The following is a 24,556-nucleotide window of genomic DNA, read 5'->3' on the forward strand; positions in this document are numbered from 1 at the left end:
TCACCTCGTTCAAGAAGTTTACATATTTATTCCGCATTTCTACTACATTATACCTATTTATCCAGTCCAATAAAATAGAAGGATAAAATAAAATTATGGCGACAGCAACTGGTAGACAAAATAAAGGCCGGTACCTGCGCACCGACCCTGCTATCACATATCCTGGAACATAAAGCGCCCGCTAAAAGGACACCGCCACCCGGTGAATTGCGGAAAATCCCTGTTGGGACAGATCAATAATTTGATTATCCACCGTTCTCACCACAGGCATATTGGAACCATTAGGACGAAAATACACAATCTCCGCTTCCTTGCCATCAGCCAGAATAATTTTATTTTGCAGTAAATCATCCTGAAACCGACTGATAAACACATTGCAAATCACCGGGTCCAATTTGCCAAACATCTCTTTTGATAAAAAATCCAAACTGGAAAATGGCGCTCCAAATTTGTTTTGGCAAGCCCGTGCATGAAAAGCATCGGCTACGGCAATCACCTTGGCATAGGGATGAATCCGGTTACCGTCAACCCCAGTGGGAAACCCGGTGCCGTCCACATGCTCCCGGTGCTGGACAATTCCTAAAATAGTCTCACCGGAAAGGCCTTTAGTCTTTCGCAACATAGCTGCCGCTTCAGCGATATAGGCCTTATTGTGGGCTACTTCATCGTCCTGCACCATAATATTGCCTGCGTGATGAAGCAGGCTGGCCAACGCCACATCACGGACTTCCTGGTCGTTCCAGCGCAATTGGCGGGCGATAAAGCTAGCTAAAAAAGCAACCTTCATCGAATGCTGCAGAATAAAATCAGTCATAGGACTTTCCTGCGCCGCCACCAAACATGTGATCACTGACCGGTTACTCAACAATAACCGGTGAATATCATAAGCCGAATCTTTCAGAGCGGGAACAGGGATCAGCTTTTGCTTGCGGATAAACTCGAAAGCCTGCTGCACATTATTGGATACATAGCCATACTCTTCCTCAAATATTTGCTGCCGGGACGGAAGTGGTCCCTTCTCTTCTTCCCTCTCGTCGCAAGGCTCTTCCTGTCCCGCAATATAAACATGCGAAATATTCCAGGTCTGCAGCAAATGAATATGACGTCCTGTTAGCTCGACTCCCTTGCCCAGCAGCACCTTGCCTTTTGGCGATATTACGGCATCCGCCAATACTGATCCCACTGCCAGGTCCTGCACATCCACTATTTGTCCTCCGGCCATGTCCTATCACTTCCTCCTGTGCTTCACCGAATCAAAGACAACCAAACCCTGCTTTATAAGCATAACATTGTAAGCCCATCGCCACTAATTCTTCATCCTACAAACTACTACATTTTCTTGGAAAATCCTTTAAACCACTTCATAAAAATACAAATATCGACTCTGTCTAAAAAAACAAGGGACATTTCGGTATCGCCTCACCATTCTTAAACGAATATAAACTAACAAAAATAAATATACAGAATATTAACTCACGAAAATCTATTGCATTTTTACTTTATTACACATTATAATACTCAATATAAAATATATACGCCTATCCGGGACACTCATATCCCGGATACGGACAAGGTACTAAAACAAACGGTACGAAGAAGTATCAACTGGCACTCTGTGCGCCAGTTGATTTTTTTATTTCTTCCGCTTTGTCACACCGCAGACTAACATAACCAAACATTTCATAACATAAACCATATTAAGATCCCGGCCTCGTCCTGCGGTGTTGCAAATACACATCCGGAAACCACTTCCGGCTAATAAACAAACAAGGAGGAACAAGTATGAAGAAAAGTTTGTGGTTAGTATGTCTCACCGTGTTGCTTACGGCCGCCTTGCTGGCAGGCTGCGGCAACACCCAAAAAGCGCCCGAGCCACCCAAGACGGTTGAGCTTAACGTGTCGGCAGCCGTCAGTATGAAAGACGCCCTGGAAGAAATTCAGAAAAATTTTGCCGCCAAAAATCCCAACATCAAGCTGGCCTATAATCTGGGGGCATCCGGTTCGCTTCAAAAGCAAATCGAGCAAGGAGCTCCCGCCGATGTTTTCATCTCCGCCGCACCAAAACAAATGGATGAATTGTCCGATAAAAACCTGATCAATAAAGATACCCGCAAAAATCTGGTGGAAAATAAACTGGTTGTGATTATTCCGAAAGATTCCAAACTTTCTCTCGCCAAATATGAAGACTTGGTTGGTCCGGAGGTTCACAAAATCAGCATCGGTGAAACAGCTACTGTTCCGGCCGGCCAATATGCCCAGGAAGTCTTAAAAAAGCTGGGTATTTGGGATCAACTTCAGGATAAGCTGGTTCTGGCCAAAGATGTCCGCACCGTATTGACCTATGTGGAAACAGGCAATGTAGATGCCGGCATTGTATATAAAACCGATGCGGCAGTCAGCGATAAAGTAAAAGTCGCCGCTACGGCACCGGAAGGTTCCCACAAGCCGATTATCTACCCCATCGCCATTCTGGCAGGAACCAAACAATTGCAAGCTGCCGAAGCATTCACTGCCTATCTGACCACGCCGGAGAGCAAGGCTGTTTTCGAAAAATACGGTTTTACTATGAGCCAATAGAAAACCACTGCGAAGGATGAATGACCTATGGCCTTAGTTGAATGGCAGCCCGTACTACTTTCTCTCAAAGTTGCGTTCATTTCCCTGGTATTTGTATTCCTGTCGGGCGTTTCTGCCGCTTATCTTATGAAAAATTTGCAAATACCGGGTAAAGCAGCCATTGAAGCACTGTTTACCCTGCCATTAGTCTTGCCGCCTGTCGTTACCGGCTTTGTCCTGTTGGTTTTAATCGGCAAACAGGGCCCCGTCGGCATCCTGCTGACCAGATACTTTGATACCCAGATTATTTTTACGCCGGCTGCCGCCGTTTTAGCTGGCACAGTTGTTTCTTTTCCCCTGATGTATCAGAGTACTAAAGGCGCTTTAGAAAGCATTGACCCTACTTTGGAGGATGCGGCCCGGACACTGGGCTCCAGTGAATGGCGGGTTTTCTGGACGGTTACCGTCCCTCTGGCCTGGCCGGGCCTGCTGTCAGGCATGGTGCTTTCCTTTGCCAGGACCTTAGGCGAATTTGGCGCTACCATTATGATTGCCGGAAATATTCCGGGGAAAACCCAAACCATCCCGCTGGCGATTTACTTCGCCGCCGAATCCAATGATTTAACCATAGCAGGTTTGTATGTGCTAATCATCAGTGCCGCCACCTTCTCTTTAATCTTCGGCTTAAATCACTGGAAGCTCGGGAAATAAGAAATAATGCTTTGCCGGGAGGATGACTTTGATGCTTACTGTTGATATTACTAAGAAATTATCGCACTTCACACTGCGCATCCAGTTTTCTATGGAAAACAAAATTCTTGTATTATTCGGTCCTTCCGGCTGTGGCAAAACAACGATTCTCCGTTCCATTGCCGGATTGCTTAAGCCGGACGAAGGGAAGATCGTATTCCGCAATAAAACCTTTTTCAGTTCTGCGCCCCATACCTTCTTACCCCCCAGACACCGCAACGTGGCCTATATGTTTCAGGACCTGGCACTCTTTCCCCACCTGGATGTCAGCAACAACATCTGGTACGGAGTTAAAAAGCCTACCCCCAAAAGCCATGTCCTCTATCAGAAATTGCTTTCTTTGCTCAAAATCGAACATCTGCCCGGCCGGACCATTCATCAGTTGTCCGGCGGCGAAAAACAGCGGGTTGCCCTGGCCCGGGCTCTGATGTCCGAGCCGGAAATTCTCTTGTTGGACGAACCCTTATCCGCCCTGGACGCCGAGACCCGTTACGAATTGCAGGACGAGCTGAAAAAGCTGCAGGAAATCTGGCAAATCCCCTTTATTTTGGTTACCCATTCGCCTGAAGAGGCCCTGGCCATGGGCAACGAAGTCTTGTTCCTGCAAAAGGGACATGAAGTTCCCGAACCGCCCCCATCCTGGCATCGCAACGCCAATGGATCATCGTCCGGTTCCACTGCTGCAAACCTACAATTCTTTTATTAATAAATAATGATTACACTGTAATTGAGGAGGAGACATTATGAGAAAAAATGTATTAATAGGACTAATTGTATCTGCTTTGGCAGGCATCCCCGCCGCCGGTTTTGCAGCTACCGCCAATACCGCCAGCGACTCCTGGACCTTCAGCGGTGATGTACGGCTCCGTTTCGACAAGCAGGCCAACTTTAACAAGGATGACTTTGACGCCAGCAAGTACCGTATACGCTTAAACGCCGGCTATAAATTCAGCCCCGAATGGCGTTTTGACACCCGCATCACGGTAGGTGAATCATTATTCAGTACAGGGCCAAAATCTACAACCGGGTACACCACTGTACCGGACGACGTGCAAATTGACATTGCCAGCCTGACCTACAAACAACCCGACTGGTCGGCTACCATGGGGCGCCAGAAATTCACTATCTTTGAAGGATTGGCGGTCAGCATGGATGACGGGCACAACATCGGTGATGCGGGCTACTCGGCTGCCGACAACCGCCCCGATGGCGGACGGGCCCGTAACTATCCCGGCTTGCAGGGCGTTAAACTGCAAAACAAATCGGGCAAGGTGAATTTCACTTCCTTTTACGGCAACCTCAACGACCGGAATGACAACGGCGCCAATTATAACGTGAAAGGCGTCGCCGCTACGACTCCGATCGATAAAGTAAATGTGGGGGCCATGTGGTACACAACCGATTCCTCCGTATTCGGCACCGATCTAACTAAATATCCCGGATTAAAAAACGGAACTAAAACCGGGTATTCCTTAACGGCCAATACCAAATTGTTTAAGAACTACCTGTATACCGGTACCGAGTATATTTGGGGTCTGGCCGACGACCATGATAAGGCCTGGAAACTGATAGCCCGCACACCGGCCACCAAAAAGCCGGGCGATATGCAATATAGCGTGGAATACCGCAATATCCAGCAATATGCTTTAGATTATTCCTCTTACATAGGAACAACTTCCTATAACGGCCTGTCCAGCGCTTATAAAAGCATCGCGTACGGAGACTATACTTACTGGGGCGTTACCGCCAAACGGCAACTAACCAAAAACACTTCCGCCAGTCTCTTCTACGAGAAGTATAATCCGCAAAGTCACGGCAGTACGGCTGCCAAACAATCCCAAGTTGAAGACAATGTCTACCGTCTGCAAGTAGACGTAGCCTTCTAAATTTCAATACCCTGCTTTTTACAATACCCTCCATATTGTAAAATAAAAGAAACGTACCGGAACCAAGCTCCGGTACGTTTCTCCATAAAAACTAATTGTCATTTTATAACCATAACATCGGTGGCTTTTACCAGAGCTGCCACCGAATCGCCTGGCTTTAAGCCCAACTCATTAATCGAATCCATCGTAATGGCAGCCACAATTTCATTTCCTTTATAATCCATAACTACCTTGGCCATCACCTCTCCCCTCACCACTTCCTTCACCGTGGCCTGCAGTTTGTTTCTGCCGCTGATTTGCATAAACCCCGTCTCCTTTTCTCTTTTTTTACAGTATATGAAAAGCACTATGCTCTAAACTAGTAGAGTATCCTGGCGGTCCTATGAGAAAGTATCTCCCGGCTAAGCACCGCCTATGCACTGCCGGTTGGAGCTGTTTCCTGATAAAAAGAATTCCCAATATAGTAATATTATAGTAGCTACCGGGCTAAACCCGCAAGCCGGTTTATTTCAATCGAATGGAGTTGATAGCATGACGGAAACGACGGTTTACACCCCCGAAGAAGTGGCAAAAATATTAAAAATATCACGGTTCACCGTGTACGAAATGATTAAACGCGGCGATTTGACCGCCTACCGGATTGGCCGGAAGGTTAGAGTGGAGGCACCGGATCTGGAGATTTATATTAATAAATCTAAAGGCCTGCCTGCCGCTGCACCGGCAAAACCCTATCCGCCCGACGCCCCCTTTGCCGCTCACGACGGCCTAATTCTCTGCGGCCAGGATATTATTCTCGACATCCTGACCAAACACCTGGAAAGGGAAATGCCCCATATCCAGTTTCTCCGGAAATACATCGGCAGCGTCGATGGCTTGCTGTCGCTCTACCGTGGCACGGCCAATGCGGTTACCGCTCATCTTTGGGATAGTGATACTGACAGCTACAATCTCCCTTATGTCCGCCATCTGCTGCCAGGACACCGTACGCTGATTATCAATCTGGTACACCGTATGGAAGGCTTCTATGTGACCAAGGGCAACCCGAAGCAAATCCATACCTGGCAGGACCTGGCCCGGACAGGTATCCGTTTTGTAAACCGCGAGCACGGTGCCGGCGCCCGGGTACTGCTGGATGAACAGCTTAGGCTGGCAGGCATCGAACATGCCGCCATTGCCGGCTATAACCATGAAGAGTTGAGCCATTTGGCAGTAGCCAGTTGTGTAGGCCGTGGAGAGGCCGATGTCGGACTGGGCATCGAAAAGGCGGCGCTTCAGGTACTTGCCGTCGATTTTATCCCCTTAAAAAAGGAACGCTATGATTTAGTCATCCGCAAGGAAGACATGGTCAAGCCGCAATTCCAAACACTGCTTTCCATTTTACGTTCAAAAAGCTTCCATAATGAATTGGCCGGTATGGGGGGCTACGATATATCCCAAACCGGCACTATAATAGCCGAAACCTAAAAAAAGCCTGACTGGCACAGTCAGGCTTTTACTCAGTTAGCCATCCACCTGCATGATTACATCTTCACCGGCGGTTACTTCTTCAGCCGGCGTGACAGCCACCGTTTTCCCGTCAACGCCGTTCACTCCAGTGATTACTATACTTTCGTCTGCTGCCAAGTTAAGAATCGACTGTCCCTGGCTGACAATCTGCCCCACAGTCACGACAGGAGCAGCGAGACCAGCTTCCACCCGGATGTTTAGCTGTAAAGCACCGGTATCCAACAGCAACGCAGCCGGCTCTTCGCTGTGTATTATTTTACCGTCTACCGGAGACAACACGCTGCGGTCCTGCGTACAAATCGCTACAATGCGCTCACTACTGCCGGAAAGAATCCGCCCACTGACAGGGGCATGAACCCGGCTGCCTGCCTGTGGCGGCAGAACAGGGCAAGCAGGCTCCGCCACCGGTTCTTCTTCCATGCTGCCCCATAAGGCAGCCATCTCCTCCCGGATACCGTCCGACTGGGTACCAAAAATAAATTGAAAATTATTCCCCACATCCATAATCCCGACAGCACCCAAACCAGCCAGTTCCTCTTTCTTTACGGCCTCGAGCCGCCGCACCGTTACCCGCAACCGGGAAATGCAGGCATCCAGCGCAGCAATATTATTTCTGCCGCCTAAGGTCCGTAAAAGCCGGCGCGCCGTTTGCTGTACGTCCAGTTCCTGCTCAGGCAGTGGCTCCTCTTCCCGCCCCGGCGTCTTTAGCTGAAAGTAATTGATGGAAAAATGAAATACGGCAAAATACAAAAGGCCAATACTTAACCCCACCGGCCACAGCCATAACTGGTGATGACCATATTTATAGGACAGCAGATAATCAATAAAAGAAGCTGAAAAAGTAAAACCCAGATGAATGTCCAGCCAACTGGTCAACAGCCCCGATACACCGGCCATGAGCACATGAAAAACAAATAAGGGCGGCGCCACAAAAATAAAGGTAAACTCAATCGGCTCGGTAATCCCTGTCAAAAAAGAAGTCAGTGCACCGCCGGCCATCAAGCCGCCAATCGCCTTGCGCCGCTCAGGCCGGGCATTACAGTAGATAGCCAAAGCGGCGGCCGGTAAACCAAACATCATAATCGGGAATTCGCTGGCCATAAAAATGCCCGCCGTGGGATCGCCGGCAAAATAGCGGTTAAAGTCACCGCGGATCAAGGTCCCGTCGCTGGTAACGAAGTGACCGAACTCATAGAGAAACGCCGGATAATAGACATGATGAAGACCAATGGGAATGAGCAGCCGCTTGCCGGCGGCAAACAGGGCCGGACCGGCACTGGAGTTCACGGCCCAATGGCCGACAGTATCAATGCCGGCTTGCATAAAGGGCCAGACAATCTGCAGTAAGAGCGCCATCACCACCCCCGCCACCGCCGTCACAATCGGCACAAACCGCTTTCCGGCAAAAAAACCCAGTACCTGCGGCAGCCTGATCCGGTGAAACCGCCGGTACAGAACGGCAGCAATCAGCCCCATGGCAATACCGGAAAAAACGCCCATGTCCACGGCGGGATTGACCGATTTGAGCACCGCTAAAAAAATCAGATGGCCGACAACCGCCGCCAAAGCGGCAACAGCCTGCCCTTCGGAAAAACCAATCGCCACCCCGACCGCAAATAAGAGCGGCAGATTGGCAAATACCGCCATTCCCGCCTCCCGAACGGCAGGCATATGGAGCAAGTCTTTCTCACCAAAGCGCAACAGTAGTCCGGCTGCCGGCAAAACTGACACCGGCAGCATCAAAGACCGTCCAATTTGCTGCAAATACTGGAACATATTCTTCAAAGGAACCTCTCCTCTATTGCGGCATACCAGAACACAAGGGCATCAGAAAGCTTCTGATGCCCTTGTGCTGAAAAATTCTTTATGGCATGAATTCGGCTTATTGTATTTTTACATGCATACGTTCGCCGCGTTTCACCTGTTTCCCTGCTTCGACCACGATGGAACCCTCACCTAGGTTGGTAAACACCACCGGCGTAATGACCGAAGGTACCTTAGCCTGAATAGCAGGCAGATCGGCTTTCAGGATGAGCTGTCCGGCTTTCACCCTGTCGCCCTGACTAACCAACGAAGTAAAGCCTTCGCCTTTTAAATTCACCGTATCAATGCCAAAGTGAACAATCAATTCCAGCCCGCTGTCCGCCGTAATACCCACGGCATGCTTGCTGTCCAGGATGCTGGTCACCGTTCCGTCAACCGGCGAAGCAATTTCCCCGCTGACCGGCTCAATGGCGAAGCCGTCGCCTACGATCTTTTGCGAAAATACCTGATCGGGAACTGCTGTCAACGGCAATACCTTGCCGGTCAAAGGAGCTACGAAGGAAGCAATCACACCCGGAGCAGTGCTGGCGGCCGTTTCGGCTGCCTGCTGTACAGCCGGTGCCTGGCCAGCTACCTCCTTGCCGGAAAGGATACCCTGAATCTGTGTTTTTAGTATGTCCGATTTAGGTCCAAAGATAATCTGCAGATTGTCGCCCACGACCATGACACCGGCAGCGCCAAGTCCTTTTAAGCGGTCTTTCTTTACCGCACCAATATCCTTTACACTGACCCGCAGCCGGGTAATGCAGGCATCCAGGTGAGTCAGATTACCTTTGCCTCCCAACGCAGCCAGCACATCGGCCGCCAGGCTGCCCGACGCTCCCTGTTCATTGCCTGCTTCTGCCTCGCTGTCATCTTCACGCCCCGGAGTTTTTAAATCCCAGGTGCGGATGGCAAAACGGAAACCGAAATAATAAATAGCCGAGAACACCAGACCTACCGGGATAACCAGCCACCAGTCAGTGCGGTTGGGGATGACGCCAAACAGCAAATAGTCAATAACACCACCGGAGAAGGTCATACCGATTTTTACATTTAAAATATGCATCAGCATAAAGGACAGTCCGGCAAACAGGGTGTGAATCCCGAACAAAGCCGGTGCCACAAACAGGAAAGAAAATTCAATCGGTTCGGTAATGCCTGTCAGGAAGGAAGTCAGCGCGGCCGAAGCCATAATACCGGCCACAGCGATTTTCTTTTCCGGTTTGGCTTCATGATAAATGGCCAGCGCCGCTGCCGGCAGGCCAAACATCATGAAAGGGAATTTACCGGTCATAAATGTACCGGCGGTAAAAGCAACGCCATCCTTTAACTGAGCAAAGAAGATACTCTGGTCACCGTTTACAATTTGCCCGCTCTTGCTGACATATTCACCGAATTGATACCAGAACGGATTGTAGAAGATATGATGAAGGCCGAAAGGAATCAGAGCCCGCTCAATAACGCCGAAAATAAAAGCTGCCAATGTCTTGTTGGAATCAATCATATTGCGAGAGAACAGCGTTAAGCCCAATTGAATTGGCGGCCACACAAAGGTCATCACAATACCCAGGATCAGAGCCGCCGCTGCGGTAACAATGGGCACAAACCGCTTACCGGCAAAAAAACCAAGATAGGAAGGTAATTCAATGGTATAAAACCGTTTGTACGCCTGAGCCGCCAAGATACCGACAATAATACCGCCAAACACACCGGTTTGCAGGGTCGGTATGCCTAGTACACTGCTATAGGCCGGATTGCCGGCAATCATATCCGGCGTAATGCCGGCCACCAGTCCCATGGTCACGTTCATAATCAGGAAGCCGACAATAGCCGCCAGCCCGGCAACGCCCTCGCCGCCGGACAGGCCGACAGCCACGCCTACCGCAAACAGTAAGGAAAGATTGCCGAAAATAACCCCGCCGGCCTGCTCCATAACCTTGGCCAACGCATGAATCACCTGATTGTCCAGCATCGGCAGCAGACTAATGGCCGCCGGATTCTGAAATGCGTTGCCGAAGGCCAGCAGCAACCCTGCCGCTGGCAGCAACGCTACAGGCAGCATTAACGATTTACCTACCTGTTGTAAAACACCGAAAGATTTTTTTAACATAATAGTTCTCCTCTCAAATCATTATCTATTATTGTTGGATAACCTGCCAGTAACAGACTTGCCCTGCCATGCGGCACAGTCACCTCCTTAAAGGAAAATAAAAAAGCATGAGCCGTAGTGAGGACAACTATTTGGTCCTCGCTATCAACTCATGCCTGCTTTACCAGTAACACGTTGTACCTTATGCACTTATTTCAGCCGAATTTACTGCGGAGCCGCTCCAAATGGATGGTCAGATACCCGATTTCGGCCTCAGGCACCTTAAGCTTCAACTCTTGCCCGATCATCTCGCCGACCTGGCAGGCCAACTCGTAGGACTCGGCAAAATCCCGCTTCAATTGCTCCACGAAAGGATTCTCAATGGTTGTTAAGGTAACCAGCCTGTGAATACAGCTTTGCAAATGAGTCAGCAGCCTCGTGTAATTCAGGCTGCCCTGCTCCTGCAGGGAACCGGTCTTTTTCTCAATATGCTGCAGCACCTTATTGATAATCTGGGAATACTTCAAACTTTCACTGACGGAACGGTTGTGCCTGGCGGCATGCAGATGGAGGGCAATAAAACCAATTTCCTCACGGGGAATGATTACCTGCAGCTTCTCAGCCAATAGCCCGGCCCCCTGCTGAGCCACCTGGAATTCGTCAGGATACAGTGCTTCAATCTCGGAAATGAACGGATTTTTTATTTCCATCCCCTGGGCCAAACGAATGAGGGTAAAATTGATATGGTCGGTCAGAGCTACATATACCCGGGGATGCAAAGCCTGGCCAAGACGCTGTTTTGCCAGTTCGATAATCTCTTCGGTAATCCGGATCACTGCCGGATCAACCTGTTCAATCAAATTGAGTGCCTGCTGCTCCGCTACTCCTGCCGGGACCACATAAATTTTCTCATATTTCGGATTGGTCAGTAAATCGCCAGTCTTGCGGCCAAATCCCATCCCTTTACCGAGTAAAATGACATCCTGACCATTTACAGTATTGGCAATTACCGCATTGTTGCTCAAAACCCGCTGTACCGAAAATGGTCCCTGTATCGTAGACAATGATGACTCCTCCCTGCTTATAAAAGGGAATAGCCAGTAAGAATAATCTGAGTCAGGTTTCCCTTCCCCGCTTATCCTTACTGGCTAATGCCGTTACCGTAACACGCCAGTTATCTACTCTAGGAATAAATATAGCATATCCGCTTCCGTCTGGCAAGTAGCATTCTTTTCTTTTTCAAATTGCCTCACCACATCCGGCTTACTCCGCAGTTTCCACCGTTTCGTTGGCGGCTTCCAGCAGCAGCCGGGCCGTCTCCTCCGTGGTAATCAGCACATTGATAAACCGCCCGCGTAGCGCTCCCAGAATCGCCGGCACCTTGTGAGCTCCTCCGGCTACCGCAATCGAGTAATCCAGGCCTTTCAGAATATCCAGATCAATGCTGATCGTCCGGTCGGCCAAATCCAACTGAATGCGCCGCCCTGCCAGGTCATAGAACCGCGAACAGATGTCGCCGGCGGCACCGGCCCGCCCCAGTGCTTCCTGTTCCTGCGGCGTAATATACCCGGTGGACAGCACCGAACTGGACTCGGAAAAAGCCCCAATGCCGACGACGGCAATCCGAACCTTATGCCACAGATTGGTGACTGTTACACAACTGTCATCCTGCAGAATGGCCTCCTTGGTTTCCCGCTTGGAAGTAATAATCGGTGCATAAAAGTAATACGGCTTGGCCTTAAAGGCCTGGCTCACTTTCCCGACAATCGAGTTGACATGATTGTCGCTTTCCAGATTGCCCGGACCACCGCACAGGGCCACAATCTGGCTCTGCGTCGGCCGTTGGTTGGGCGACGGTTTCAGAGCATTGGCCACCTCTTTCATGGTACTGCCCCAGCTAATCCCGATGGTATCACCGTCCTGGACAATACGGGCCAACAGTTCGGCACAGGTTTTACCCAGCGCCTGCCGTTCCGAATCCTCTTGGACCCGCTGGGATGATACGATATACACCTCTTTTAGACCAAACAACGTTTCCAGCTTGTTTTCCAGGGCATAATACGGTTTCAGATCATCCCGGACCGTAATCGTGATCAACCCTTCCTGCCTGGCTGTCTTAATCAGCCGGCTGATCGTTGTCCGGTGAATGCCGAGTTTACGGGAGATTTCATCCTGTGTCAGATTGTCCGCATAATACATGCTGGCTACTTTCACCGAAAGCCGGTCTTTTTCCCATTCATCCATACAATTCTATAGCTCCCTATTTCCTGGTATCAGGCCGAACCGCCGGCGGCAAAATCAGTGCACATGGTAAATTTCTGTTCATAGCTGGTATCAGCGGCGCGATTTACACAGCCGAATACGCGAAAATAATGCTGCAGGCACTCAATCACAGCCTCTTCTCCCAGCATGCCTTCATCAGGATAGCTGACAGACGGTGGGACAAGGCGGGTTTCAGCCGCAGCCGCCTTGGTCAGATCGGTGAAAATATTAACCTTGCTGATGCCACAGCGGATGGCCGACTCCAGCCGTTCGTCACCGGTACCGGAGCCACCATGCAACACCAGGGGTACTTCGACAGCACTGGCAATTTCCACCAGCCGCTCCAGATCGAGCCGCGGTTCTCCCTTATACTCGCCATGGGCAGTACCGATAGCAACCGCCAGGCTGTCAACCCCTGTTCTTGTGACAAACTCCCGGGCCTGCCCCGGCTTGGTAAAGAGATCCTTGGCCACAGCATCAATCTTTTCGTATTCGAGGCCAACGCCGACATGGCCCAGTTCGGCTTCCACCGTCACATCAACGGCATGGGCCATTTTGACAATCTCCGCCGTAACCTTGATATTTTCTTCAAACGCCAGTTGCGAGGCATCAATCATCACCGAGGTAAACCCGGCCCGAATCGCCCGGACAATAGCGTTATAGCTGGCGCCGTGATCCAGATGGAGCGCCACCGGAACATCGGTCTTGCCGGCATAGAAGGACACCATGTGGGCCACTTCCTCCGGACTTAAGTAACCGAAATGCACTTCCGCCAAGCCAAGAATAACCGGGCAGCGGCTCTCCTGACTGGCCCGGATAATCGCCCGCAGGCTGTGGGAATCCCAGGCATTAGGCTGGGCAATCGCATATTTATTCTTTTTGGCCATGTTGAGCATTTGTCTGGTATTGACTAGCATCCCATGTCACTCCTTATAATTTGATGGCTATTTTTAAGCCTTCACCTTTTTTAACCATTTCAAAGCCGTCGATCAGCTGTTCCAACGGCAGCACGTTGGTTATAATCTTGTCGGCATCGACAATTTTATTAGCTAGCAGTTGATATCCCTTGATATTCTGGGCGATGCTTGAACCGTAAGCGCCAAATACCGAAACTTCTTTATAGTGGATAATATTCATGTCCAGCGCATTGATCGCCGCATCTTTCGGCAGTCCCGCAAAGAAGCTGACCTTCCCGGCCTTCCGGACAGCCTGCAGCGCCTGTGCCTGTGCCACCGGCACGGAGCAGGCCGTAATAGCAACATCAACGCCCTTGCCGTTGGTAAGTTTTTTCACTTCTTCTATTAGATCACACTCTTTGGAATTAATCAAATGATCGGCGCCGCACTTGCCGGCCAGTTCCAAACGGGCCTGCCCAATATCGGCCAGAATAACTTTAGCTGCTCCCCGTGCCCTAGCCAGCGACACATGCATGGCCCCGATCGTTCCCGCGCCAATAACCAGCACCGTATCACCAAGCCCGATATTCAAGTATTCCTGGCCGTTGATGACGCAGGATAACGGTTCGGTAATGCTAGTGCCCAACAGGTCGGCATCTTCCGCCAATTTAATTACATTGCCGCTTTTCACTGCCCGTTCGGGAATTTTGATATACTCGGCAAACCCTCCGTCCAGATTGTAGCCAAAGGTGGCGATATTGTCGCAGAGGTTGCTCTTGCCTTTCAGGCAGTATTCACAGGTCCCGCAAGGCATAATCGGAACCAGACAGATCTTGTCGCCAATCTGGTAATTTTCCACTTCATCGCCCATTTTTTCAATAACGCCTGTCAGCTCATGACCGGTAATCCGTGGCGGCGTCACATTGGCCTGGCCAAAATTATAAATTCTCACATCGGTACCGCAAATCGCACAGTATTTTACCCGGACCAATATATCACCCTTGCCAATCTCCGGTATGGCTCGCTCTTCAATACGGATATCCTTCGGACCATAATATACGGCTGCTCTCATGTTGTCATCCCCCTAATTATCTTTTCACATTTGTGATCAATAAATATCATTTGTGATTACACTCTTACTCTACAAGAAAACTGCACCCTTGTCAATGCTAAGACGTATTTTCAAACCAATAAAATGTTCATAGCGAGTGATTTTTGCGCCAGACAAAGCCACATTTTACCCGCAGGCAGCCCCTATTTCAAAACACGTTAACAAAGTATGGTACAAAAAGCGCTGTCAGGGGCGTCTCGGATAGTTTGAAAACATTCCCTGGGCCTAGTATCTTCTTATCTTCCGTTGATTACGCCGGAATTTACCATAACCAAATTAAAGAAAAATTAAAACTAATTCAGTAAGCTATATATGTGCCACAGGAACAGCGATGTAACAAGCACATCAACAGTTTCCAAAACTAACCGGTACATAAGAAAGGGGTTTTTCGTTTGTTGAATAAAAATAAAAAGGTCATGTCTTTGGTATTAGGTTTAGCAATGGTATACGGCGTCGGTGCCATGTCGGTGTATGCTTCTCCGCAAACAGAGCTTCCTGCCACCAATCTACCGGCTCAGGAACAGCAATGTCCCAATCCGAATCATTCCAACGACCCGAATTGCAAAAAACATCATAAACATTCCGACAAATGCAAATTAGAAGATAAAAAACCATCGCCGCCTAAAAAACAGGACAATGACAAGAAATCTTCCACCTGTTCAAACAAAGTAAACAATATCTCTAATTAAATTACTATTATATTGCGGTCAGCCTCCGGCTGGCCGTTTTTTCTTTTCCTGGTTGGATAAAATAATACCGGGAGGTGATCTTATTGACCATCATCAAGGAAACTATCAAAGGAAATTCTTCTAAAGTAACTTCAGGCGATCCCAAGCACTACGCCAATCAAAAGTCCGCCCGGGAAAATAACAACCAGAACCAGCCTGCCGTTCCTCCTGCCAAAGCATAAGCTTATGCAATTGGCGCTAAAATTTATATTATACTGTGTATATTCTGTATCTTTAGGGTAATACTATGACTGTCCACCTACATATAGCCAAATACACAATAACCCTCTCCCTAAACCAAGGTCACCAACGAAGCTGACCTTGGTTTTTCTTTGTAAAAGGGGGCCTCAATAAGAAATTAAGACAGTTTCTTGTAGGCAGGAAATCCGAAAGGCAGGTTCCTAAGAACCTGCCCCCTCGATGTCGAAATACTCATTCCCGAAAATGATTCGGTAAGTATGCTTCTTTTTGTAAATAAACAAACGTCAATCCATCTGATATATCTTTATGATTGAAAACCACATATCCGAGCCGCTTATACAGTTTAATATTTCGTTCGCTTTTAGAACTTGTAAATAATTCATATCGCTTGGAGGGATATTTACATTCTAGTTCTGAAAGCAGCCTCGTTCCCACCCCTTGTCCCTGTAAATCGGGGCGAACCATCAGCTTACCAATATACAGTGTATCATTTTGGAAATATGCACGAACCGATCCAACAATCACGTTATCTGCATCTACTGCTTTGAGAATAATACCCTTCTCATATTCTTGCTGCAATTGTTGCAATGTTTGCGTAAGCGGCGGGATATTTGGATTACTAAACAGTTTCGCTTCGCTTTGATACGCAAGGTACTGTAAGTTAAGTATTTCTTGCAAGTCTTGTTGTTCTGCCTTTATTATATTCATCAATATACCTCCTTTTATCCTTATTGGCATTTGTAGGGCATACCTGGGTACAGAAGCACTTGCTCAGCGACATTCTGCTGTTTTTTTTGTCTCTCAATTCAATATTAGTGCCTATTTTAATATCTAAATGGCAAATGAGAATTATGGGAATTTGTTTTCGCACAGTCTGACGTCCTCTAACTATCCATTTACCTGTAAGAGAGTAAATCTCGCGGATTAAACTAGGTATTGGGTTTATGTTTTTTCTATTCATGCCAGCCTCCACTCAAACATTGCCTTAGGGCTTGATTAAGGCACTTATTATCGTAGACATCTCATCAATATATTTATTTTGATGACCCATGCCGCCAAACGGAACGGTATATAGGTGGGCCCTAACACCAGATAAGTTGACTGCCTGTAATACGTATTTTTCAATTCCTTTAAGCAGAATAATAATATGGGAAGGCGCGTATTTCTCTATCCGTAACGCAAGAGAAGGAATACTATTTATTAAATTCTGCTGTCTGCTCGCTTTATCCATTCCGTTTACAGGTATTAGACACAAGTCATCAAGATAGAATCCGCTTTGCTGAAAGAAGCTGAGAAATTCTTGCCATCTTTTCGCCCGCATCGCCGGAAATACATTGGCAAAAGCAGTTTGGGTGTACTTGCAAAGTGAATCACCGGTATAAAAAAATGTGCCGGCTACTGGCGCGGATTCCCCAACTAACAAAACTCTCACTATATCAGGTTTAAAACCAAGTCTGATCTCTTCTATTCGCGAATCCATCACTTTTGCCATTACTACAATCCTCCGGGACTTAAACTTTGGGAACGGTTTCATAGGGACGCCAGGGGACGTTCCTTATTTGACAACTTTTTTGTTATTGCACCATGCAATATACTTTAGTATTCTACATCAACTTTCTTCTGCAGTTTAATTTATCCTGCCTGTTACATTAAAATCTTATTTGGTAATAATATATATGTCAAAAAAGGGCCGTCCCTATTTGTCCCTCTGTTGTTGAGGGCGGATTTTGTTTGGATACGATAGCTATGATTTCATTCTCTTCACAGTTCTTCAGGCATTCTCCGGTATAGTATCCTTTATCGGCCAACACGATAATTTCCGTCGTTTCAAGTTCTTGTTTAGCTTGCTCAGCCATAGGATAAAGTTGCCCTTGATCTGCCGGATTATTGATCACATCAACGGCAACAATCAGGTGATTTTTTGCATCAACAGCCGTTTGCATATTATAGGCTACTTCAAACCCCATATTGTTAACGCTCATAAGACGAGATTCCTGGTCCGTCAAAGAAACCTCGCCCGTTTTATCCACTCGCGCCTTGAGTTCAGTGAGCTCTTGAATACGTTGATTTACTTTGGCTAATTTCTGCTATTATACAACAAAAGTCCTCGTATCCTGAGGTGAGCTTTTCCTACTATACTGTTGTTTTCGCACAATCTGACGTCCCATTTTGTATTAATTTTGTATTAAGTGCTGCCTGCTTACCGGTGAACTGGTGTATAACCATGCTTAGATAGTTACTGTGTTACCATGGTTTTTCCGCCTCAATGGCCGGAGTTTCCTCCTTAGATAGTAATGTCGGGGTAATAAAGACAACGATTTCTGTCATTCCTTTGCTCCGGGTACTCGTTTTAAATAACCTGCCCACCAGTGGTAATTTATTGAGGATAGGGACAACTGTCTCATTGTGAATATCCTCTTCCTTTAGCAATCCACCAATGACGATGGTTTCGCCGCTTTTAATATTCATGGTTGTTTGTGCTTCTCGCGAACTGATTTTGGGAACTGTAAGCCCCTGTTGCGTTTCTTGTCCGCTCACGACATTAACAATGGTCTTTGCCTTAATGTTAAGGATGTCGCCATCCAGAACTGACGGCGTAGCGTATAACTCAATACCTACTTTTTTATATTCGACAGTAGGATTGCCATTATAGTCCTTACTAAAAATCGGAATCTCATCACCGGTTGATAAATAGGCTTCCAGGTTATTGGTCGTAATGACATAAGGCTTGGCTAATATTTTGCCAATGCTTTTCATTTTCTGCGCTGTACCTACGATCCCCGTTGTGATGCCTTTGCTAATGCCCGTAGCCTTGCCTAGTACGTCCGTGGCGTTAGCAGAACCATATTGCCGGGAATATTGATAGGTTCCAATAACATCTTGCCAGGCGATTCCCAACTTTTCTTCTTCATCCTTATTAATTTCCAAAACTTGAAATTCCACTCTAATGCTAGGTATCGGTTGATCCAGCGCCGCGATAACATCACCAATCTTTTTTATTGTCGCCGGATCGGCATTCACAATAATTCCCCTGGGATAAGGATTGAATACGACCCTATTATTAAGGCCAAACGTATTAAGTGTGTTTTTTAAGTCGGTTAAATTCATGTTTTTTACCGAAAAAAAGGATGCGCTAGTCAGTTTATCTTCTGTGGAGACGAAAAAAACATCATTTTTTTTGCTCCAATTCACGTTTACCACTGTTGCAATATAATCCAACAATTCTTCGGGCGTAACCTGAGTTAACTGTATAGACACCTGCTCCCTAATCCGACTGCTAATTAAAATTTTTTGTCCCAACAACTTAAAGGCGGTATTCAGTAAATCATGAACAGGATAATTAATGACACTCACATTGATTTTATCATTGATGACCGAAATATCATTGGCAAAAGTCTTTGCTACCGTCACACTACTAAAATCGAAAGTATCCGCACCGGCATGTACAGTATCCTTGCTGGTGGCAGATGATTCTTCTATATCCTGCTTGTCCGTATTTTCTTTTTCCTGTTGATCCTGTGTCTGTTTATCCGGGGTAAGGTTTGATATTAACGGCTTCCGGAAAAACGGAGGACTGATCTCTGCAGCTCTGGACACGGCAGCAGTACCAAAAGCGATCAATAAAATGATTATTAGACAAACAGGTTTTTTGGTATGTATTTTCATTGTCGTAAACTCCCTGATAAGTAGTTAATTTTCATCCGAAATCATATTACTATTTTTACATACTTTTACTTAAATTTCCATACTTTTCTTGTTTTAACTTCCATATATGAACAAATATTTAGGAAAATAGTTCAAACTGCTGATAAATAATTGAGTTATAAATTTTCAAAGGGGGGATTTTTATGCTCCAAACCATTAGTAATAATCAGTTGAATTTGCTGAATAAAAATTCGACCGTAAGTAATGGAAAAAGTAAAACCAGCTACGCAACCAGTTTCGACAGTTATTTGCAAGCGGCCTCAGCCCAGACAACAACGCCTGCCGTTTTTGGGACAGATGATGATTATGTTTGCTATATCAGACCATAAATCGGGGGATTTACTCAAGCTTGAAGAAGTGCAGTCCTACCTTTCTCAGTTTGTTTCTTCCATGGATTCGTTGCAGGAACTTTATCGCAACGTACTTAGCGTAAAGACAAGTATAGAAGCCCAGAAAAGGCAAATAGAGCTGGAGCAAAGAGTTCTGGACAGTTTAATGAAATATGGTAGTTAAAAGAAAAAGCGTATCGTAAAATGTTTTTCATTAACAGTTTTGCGATACGCCTTCTTTGCACAATGCCATTTTTATCAGGCTATTGCCCTCTATTTTTGTAAAGGTTGACTACATAATCACCGGCCATGCCGCCGTTTTTTCCTTTGGTTTCAAATGAGATTTGCCCGATGGGACCGGAAAGGAGGGAAAAGGGGATCTGATAGGTAGTCATACTGCCGGTCACTACACCGTTGCTGTTCGCAAGCGGGACATTCTTATATATTTTAATCTGCTTGCGAGGAAGAACATTCCTGTTTTGATAAAAAACCTCTGAACCCAGCTGGGGATAGCCTGTATATTTAACATACAGATATAAACTATTGCCAGTGATAGTATTTTTGCCGACAGGCGAGTGGTTGACAATATCAATCCATTCGTACGCTTGGTCCGGACCTACTTTTACAATGGTGGCTTTTGATACGGCCGGTACAGGGACCGCATAGGTAGCAGGTATTTGGATAAACATGCTAAAAAGCAGAGTAGCTAAAATAAAAAAACGTTTCATCAGTTGTTCCTCTCCTAAAAAAGGGAGCTATTGCCTTAAGAAACCGGCTAATAACTCCCTTACAATGTGTTATTTTAAATAGAGATTATTCACAAAGTCATAGGCACTACCACTATTAATTCCTTTTGCATCTACATAGATTTGACCAATATTGCCGGTTTTAGGCCCTGGTAATCCATTTTTCTGAATAGCGTAAATTACTATTTCGCCTGCCATGATACCACCAGGTCCATTAATATATTTTGTATTGGTTATTTTATAATACTGTTTTGGGATCGCTTTCCCGCTTTGGTAAATCACTTCTGAGCCTAGAATACCCACATAATGTACCTGCAGGTAAATAGTATTGCCTACAATAGGATTGTTTTGGTTCAGGATAGCTGGGCTAGTGCCTTGGCGTTCTATCCAATTTCCGCCAGAATCCATTCCAACTGCTTCAATAATTGTTTTAGATAGGGGCGCTGCAGGCGCTGCAGTTGCCGCAGGTGCTACGGCAACCACCATAAAAAGCATTACTATTAATAGAAATAACTTTCGCATTACTAACCACTCATTTTGTAAATATTTTCCATATTTAACATTATAATATAATTAATTTAAGATAAATTCAAGTTATTTTCAAATTAAATTTAAACAATTAAGTGATATAATAAAAGTTTTAATTTAAAATATACTCGAAAAGGTAGGACTAAGCGCTCCGAGTTAGGCCTGGCAGGTTACACATGCTGCGCTTTTCATAGATGGTGAGGTGTTTGTCTTTAAGATTATAGAAAATCGGAAATGATCAAGAATGGAGTTAGTGAAAGAACGAAATAAGACAATGCCACGGTCCTTCTGCCTGTGTTCCCTTATCGCTTGCTTTTCTTGTTTTAACTTCCATATATAAACAAATATTTAAGAAAATAGTTCAAATTGCCGATAAATAATTGAATTATAAATTTTCAGGGGGGGAACTTTATGCTCCAAACCATTAGTAATAATCAGCTGAATTTGCTGAACAAAAATTCTACCGTAAGTAATGGAAAAAGTAAAACCAGCTACGCAACCAGTTTCGACAGTTATTTGCAAGCGGCCTCGGTCCAGACAACAACGCCTGCCGTTTCAGGAACAGATGATGATTATGTGATCAGCCCGGAAGATAAAGAAAAGTATTGCGGTATTTGTACTTGGCCTGATACTGGCAAAACGATTTACTACCCACCGGATAACGCTCCAGGGAGTGTAAAAAAAGCTTGGGTGGAAACCATGAAATCGCTGAGCGAGGAAGAGCGCTTCCAGGCTAAAATCCCTATTCACTTTGCTATGTCAGAAAATAAATCTGGAGACTATCTCAACTATGAAGAAGCCCAGTCCTATCTTTCCTCTTCAGTTTCTTCTATGTCCTCTTTGCAGGAGCTATATCGCAAGTCCATTGACAACAATCAAAGAGCGCTTGGTGGCCCTTCAATGAGTAAAGCCAGTATCGAAGCCACTAAAAAAACAATAGAATTGGAAAAAAAGGTTCTGGAAAGTTTAATGAAATATGACCGTTAAAAGAGAAAGCGTATTGCAAAACGTTCTTCACGAAGTGTTTGGCGATACGCTTTCTCTTGCATTTTTGTATAGGACTACTCCACACTTATTGATAAGAGAAAAGCGGAATTATGGAGGTATTTATAAAGTTCTTGGTTGTGGGGTTGAAGTAGATGCATATGTACCTGTAAGAATTAATAAAAATGATGCTTCTGTAACATTCATTTACAATTAGGAGTAAACAAGTAAAAAAGCAGGGGCAGGCATTTTGTTATTTAAATAAAGAACAAAATGCCTGCCCTTGTTTTTGCACCCACGGTTAGACCGAGTCAACCAAATTAATATTGAAAGGAGTGCAACTATGAATTTGTCGGAACAATGGATTTTTCCAGTTTCATCAAATTGTATTTATAGTGGCGTATCACAAGTCTTGTTTTAATATCCGCTCTGCTTGTTCATAATCACGATTACTGTAAGCTTCTATGGCCTTGGACAACCTTTTTCCTACAAAATCCAAAAACATACATCCCCCATACTGTCCATAATGGCTTTCATTAAAATATTATTTTATATAAAAAATAACCGCCCCCTCCAAAAAATGGGCGGTTACACTACCAGCTCCGGGCAGACCAAATGTCCAGATACAGTCTACCGTTCTTCGCTTCCATATCATGGAATTCTTTGAAATTCATTTGAAAATATCCCCATTACAAAATTTCTACATGTTCCATTATATTCCTTCATTGTATTTAACTTCATTTTATTATCCTTTTTTTACATTTTTCTGCAGAAAATGACAAACAAGATTTTACCTATGATATTATGTGGCTTATTTCGCTTACTAAAACTGACTAAAGTCTATAAAAATAACAAATAAGCCCCTGTCTGCAATTTTAAGGCGAAATGTTGCAAACAGGGGCTTATCCTTATTTTACTATTTTATGACGAAAGTCTTTCCTTCTGGAAGAAACCGTCCGCCGCCCGGTAGGAGGAGCGCACCAGGGGGCCGCTGGCGGCGTGGAGGAAGCCGAAGCTTTCCGCCAGCTCCCGGTAGTGCACAAACTGCTCGGGTGCGACGTATTCTTTGATGGCAATATGCTGAGCTGACGGTGCCAGATATTGCCCTACGGTCAGGAAGTCACAGCCAATAGATCGAAGATCGGCCAGAACAGCAGCCACTTGAGCCGGGGTTTCCCCCAGCCCAACCATAATGCCCGATTTGGTCTTAATGTGAGGGGCTTGGCGTTTCACATAGTCCAATACGGCCAGAGACCGTTGATAGTTAGCCTGCGGGCGAACCTCGCTATAGAGGGCAGGCACGGTCTCCACATTATGGTTAATGACTTCCGGCCGGGCCGCGATGACCGTATCCAGCGACGCTTCGTTACCTTGCAGGTCGGGAATTAATACTTCAATCAGCGTACCGGGCGCAATTCGCCGGATAGCCTCAATCGTACGGGCAAAATGCCCGGCGCCGCCGTCCGGCAGATCATCACGGGTTACCGAAGTAATGACCGTATACTGCAGTCCCAGGCGCTTCACCATGTGGGCTACCCGTTCCGGTTCTCCCGCATCCACCGGCTGTACCGGCCCTTTCTGCACGGCACAGAAACGGCACTGCCGCGTACACTGGCTGCCCAGAATCATAAAGGTAGCCGTACGGCTGGCATAACACTCCCCCATATTGGGGCAGTGAGCGCCGGAACAAACGGTGTTTAACGATAGCTCATCCAGCATACCGTGAACCTCGCTGGCATTCTGGTTACTGGCAACCCTTCCCTTAAGCCAGGACGGTGGCCGGGTATCGCCCAGCCAGCGTCCATCGGTTTCTGTCACGGCAGCAATCTGAAAAACCGCTTGGAAATGAGCGATCAGACGGCTGCGCACTTCCTGCATAGCCGGGGCTGTTCCCAGCAGTTTTTCCATACTGGTTACGCCCCTGCCTTGAATACCGCAGGGAGTAATAAAAGAAAAGTACGATAAATCGGCGTCTATATTCAAGGCAAACCCATGAAAACTGAGCCAGTTGCGCGCCCCGATCCCGATGGCGCAAATTTTGTCCTCACCAACCCACACACCGGTATATTTCTCATCCCGTCCGGCGATGATGCCGAAATCGGCCAGCGTGCGAATGATCACTTCCTCCAGGTTGTGAACATAGGCATGGACATCCTTACCGTAACGCTTCAGATCAAGCAGTGGATAGCCTACCAACTGACCCGGTCCGTGATAGGTAACATCGCCGCCCCGGTCCACATGATATACTTCACACTGTTTTTCCTTGAGCGTCAGACTATCCACCAGAATGTGTCCGTCCACACCGCTCCGCCCGACTGTAATGACCGGTGGATGCTCCAGCAGCACCAGCACATCCTCATCGGCTTTGCCCTGCCGCCGCGCTTTGGTATAGCTCTCCTGGAACTGCCAGGCATGCTGATAAGGAGTCAGACCCCAGTTCAGTACAAGCATGGTTTACCCTCCTATTCAGGCC

Annotated in this window: 24 protein-coding genes and 1 riboswitch; of the genes, 9 read left to right on the forward strand and 15 right to left on the reverse strand. The window is 46.6% G+C overall.

Annotation, left to right across the window (positions count from 1 at the left end; translation table 11 throughout):
- Positions 1-181: 181 nt before the first annotated feature.
- Complete coding sequence (locus tag BMW43_RS03830; protein ID WP_091744084.1) at positions 182-1,222, reverse strand: HD-GYP domain-containing protein; 1,041 nt, start codon at positions 1,220-1,222, stop codon at positions 182-184.
- A 560-nt stretch (positions 1,223-1,782) separates the two neighbouring features.
- Here BMW43_RS03830 and modA point away from each other — a divergent pair.
- The 4 genes from modA to BMW43_RS03850 are packed head-to-tail and all read left to right on the forward strand — an operon-like array spanning position 1,783 to position 5,192.
- Positions 1,783-2,577 (forward strand): molybdate ABC transporter substrate-binding protein, encoded by a 795-nt coding sequence (gene modA / locus BMW43_RS03835; protein WP_091744085.1) that lies wholly within the window; start codon positions 1,783-1,785, stop codon positions 2,575-2,577.
- A 27-nt stretch (positions 2,578-2,604) separates the two neighbouring features.
- Positions 2,605-3,267 carry a molybdate ABC transporter permease subunit gene (modB, locus tag BMW43_RS03840; protein ID WP_091744086.1) on the forward strand — a complete coding sequence of 221 codons (663 nt, stop codon included), beginning with the start codon at positions 2,605-2,607 and terminating at the stop codon, positions 3,265-3,267.
- Between the two features lie 31 nt (positions 3,268-3,298).
- Positions 3,299-4,012 (forward strand): ATP-binding cassette domain-containing protein, encoded by a 714-nt coding sequence (locus BMW43_RS03845; RefSeq protein WP_091744087.1) that lies wholly within the window; start codon positions 3,299-3,301, stop codon positions 4,010-4,012.
- Between the two features lie 37 nt (positions 4,013-4,049).
- Positions 4,050-5,192 (forward strand): hypothetical protein, encoded by a 1,143-nt coding sequence (locus BMW43_RS03850; protein WP_091744088.1) that lies wholly within the window; start codon positions 4,050-4,052, stop codon positions 5,190-5,192.
- Between the two features lie 98 nt (positions 5,193-5,290).
- Here BMW43_RS03850 and BMW43_RS03855 read toward each other — a convergent pair whose 3' ends face one another.
- The gene (locus BMW43_RS03855) at positions 5,291-5,494 is read right to left on the reverse strand and encodes a TOBE domain-containing protein (RefSeq protein WP_091744089.1); all 204 of its coding nucleotides are present in this window, start codon (positions 5,492-5,494) and stop codon (positions 5,291-5,293) included.
- A 229-nt stretch (positions 5,495-5,723) separates the two neighbouring features.
- Between BMW43_RS03855 and BMW43_RS03860 the strand changes: the two genes are divergently transcribed.
- Positions 5,724-6,656: a substrate-binding domain-containing protein gene (locus tag BMW43_RS03860; protein ID WP_091744236.1), complete on the forward strand. Its 933-nt coding sequence runs from the start codon at positions 5,724-5,726 to the stop codon at positions 6,654-6,656.
- Positions 6,657-6,692: 36 nt separating this feature from the next.
- On the opposite strand, the gene BMW43_RS03865 is transcribed toward BMW43_RS03860, so the two are convergent.
- The 6 genes from BMW43_RS03865 to BMW43_RS03890 all read right to left on the reverse strand — a co-directional run bounded on the left by BMW43_RS03865 (position 6,693) and on the right by BMW43_RS03890 (position 14,823).
- A complete protein-coding gene (locus tag BMW43_RS03865; protein WP_245732224.1) occupies positions 6,693-8,474 on the reverse strand; it encodes a PTS transporter subunit EIIC in 1,782 nt (593 codons plus the stop codon).
- Positions 8,475-8,580: 106 nt separating this feature from the next.
- Positions 8,581-10,614 carry a glucose-specific PTS transporter subunit IIBC gene (gene ptsG, locus BMW43_RS03870; RefSeq protein WP_091744091.1) on the reverse strand — a complete coding sequence of 678 codons (2,034 nt, stop codon included), beginning with the start codon at positions 10,612-10,614 and terminating at the stop codon, positions 8,581-8,583.
- Between the two features lie 194 nt (positions 10,615-10,808).
- Positions 10,809-11,657, reverse strand: coding sequence for a PRD domain-containing protein (locus BMW43_RS03875; protein ID WP_091744092.1), 849 nt, complete (start codon positions 11,655-11,657; stop codon positions 10,809-10,811).
- A 199-nt stretch (positions 11,658-11,856) separates the two neighbouring features.
- Positions 11,857-12,837 (reverse strand): sugar-binding transcriptional regulator, encoded by a 981-nt coding sequence (locus BMW43_RS03880; RefSeq protein WP_091744093.1) that lies wholly within the window; start codon positions 12,835-12,837, stop codon positions 11,857-11,859.
- Between the two features lie 29 nt (positions 12,838-12,866).
- A complete protein-coding gene (locus BMW43_RS03885) occupies positions 12,867-13,772 on the reverse strand; it encodes a class II fructose-bisphosphate aldolase (RefSeq protein ID WP_091744094.1) in 906 nt (301 codons plus the stop codon).
- A 13-nt stretch (positions 13,773-13,785) separates the two neighbouring features.
- The gene (locus BMW43_RS03890) at positions 13,786-14,823 is read right to left on the reverse strand and encodes a zinc-dependent dehydrogenase (protein ID WP_091744095.1); all 1,038 of its coding nucleotides are present in this window, start codon (positions 14,821-14,823) and stop codon (positions 13,786-13,788) included.
- 431 nt (positions 14,824-15,254) lie between these two features.
- Here BMW43_RS03890 and BMW43_RS03895 point away from each other — a divergent pair, with 431 nt between their 5' ends.
- Both BMW43_RS03895 and BMW43_RS21005 read left to right on the forward strand, forming a co-directional pair.
- Entirely contained in the window at positions 15,255-15,551 is a 297-nt protein-coding gene (locus tag BMW43_RS03895; protein WP_091744096.1) for a hypothetical protein, read from the forward strand.
- Positions 15,552-15,634: 83 nt separating this feature from the next.
- Positions 15,635-15,772, forward strand: a complete 138-nt coding sequence (locus BMW43_RS21005) for a hypothetical protein (RefSeq protein WP_177173455.1) — start codon at positions 15,635-15,637, stop codon at positions 15,770-15,772.
- A 250-nt stretch (positions 15,773-16,022) separates the two neighbouring features.
- On the opposite strand, the gene BMW43_RS03900 is transcribed toward BMW43_RS21005, so the two are convergent.
- The 4 genes from BMW43_RS03900 to BMW43_RS03915 all read right to left on the reverse strand — a co-directional run bounded on the left by BMW43_RS03900 (position 16,023) and on the right by BMW43_RS03915 (position 19,457).
- Positions 16,023-16,499 (reverse strand): GNAT family N-acetyltransferase, encoded by a 477-nt coding sequence (locus tag BMW43_RS03900; protein ID WP_091744097.1) that lies wholly within the window; start codon positions 16,497-16,499, stop codon positions 16,023-16,025.
- Positions 16,500-16,776: 277 nt separating this feature from the next.
- Positions 16,777-17,283 carry a hypothetical protein gene (locus BMW43_RS03905; protein ID WP_091744098.1) on the reverse strand — a complete coding sequence of 169 codons (507 nt, stop codon included), beginning with the start codon at positions 17,281-17,283 and terminating at the stop codon, positions 16,777-16,779.
- 187 nt (positions 17,284-17,470) lie between these two features.
- Positions 17,471-17,773 (reverse strand): transposase, encoded by a 303-nt coding sequence (locus tag BMW43_RS03910; protein ID WP_091744099.1) that lies wholly within the window; start codon positions 17,771-17,773, stop codon positions 17,471-17,473.
- 262 nt (positions 17,774-18,035) lie between these two features.
- Positions 18,036-19,457, reverse strand: a complete 1,422-nt coding sequence (locus tag BMW43_RS03915) for a type II secretion system protein GspD (RefSeq protein WP_091744100.1) — start codon at positions 19,455-19,457, stop codon at positions 18,036-18,038.
- A 182-nt stretch (positions 19,458-19,639) separates the two neighbouring features.
- Between BMW43_RS03915 and BMW43_RS21010 the strand changes: the two genes are divergently transcribed.
- Positions 19,640-19,825 (forward strand): hypothetical protein, encoded by a 186-nt coding sequence (locus BMW43_RS21010; protein ID WP_091744101.1) that lies wholly within the window; start codon positions 19,640-19,642, stop codon positions 19,823-19,825.
- A gap of 263 nt (positions 19,826-20,088) precedes the next feature.
- On the opposite strand, the gene BMW43_RS03925 is transcribed toward BMW43_RS21010, so the two are convergent.
- Entirely contained in the window at positions 20,089-20,553 is a 465-nt protein-coding gene (locus BMW43_RS03925; RefSeq protein ID WP_091744102.1) for a DUF4879 domain-containing protein, read from the reverse strand.
- A 69-nt stretch (positions 20,554-20,622) separates the two neighbouring features.
- Entirely contained in the window at positions 20,623-21,093 is a 471-nt protein-coding gene (locus BMW43_RS03930) for a DUF4879 domain-containing protein (protein WP_091744103.1), read from the reverse strand.
- A 417-nt stretch (positions 21,094-21,510) separates the two neighbouring features.
- Between BMW43_RS03930 and BMW43_RS03935 the strand changes: the two genes are divergently transcribed.
- A complete protein-coding gene (locus tag BMW43_RS03935; protein WP_091744104.1) occupies positions 21,511-22,086 on the forward strand; it encodes a hypothetical protein in 576 nt (191 codons plus the stop codon).
- Positions 22,087-22,656: 570 nt separating this feature from the next.
- A riboswitch (cyclic di-GMP riboswitch) is annotated at positions 22,657-22,740 on the reverse strand.
- A gap of 264 nt (positions 22,741-23,004) precedes the next feature.
- Here the strand turns inward: BMW43_RS03935 and lipA are convergent.
- Positions 23,005-24,534, reverse strand: a complete 1,530-nt coding sequence (lipA, locus tag BMW43_RS03940; RefSeq protein ID WP_091744105.1) for a lipoyl synthase — start codon at positions 24,532-24,534, stop codon at positions 23,005-23,007.
- Positions 24,535-24,556: the final 22 nt, after the last annotated feature.

Origin of the sequence: Propionispora vibrioides, from assembly GCF_900110485.1 — a bacterium.
Taxonomy (GTDB): domain Bacteria; phylum Bacillota; class Negativicutes; order Propionisporales; family Propionisporaceae; genus Propionispora; species Propionispora vibrioides.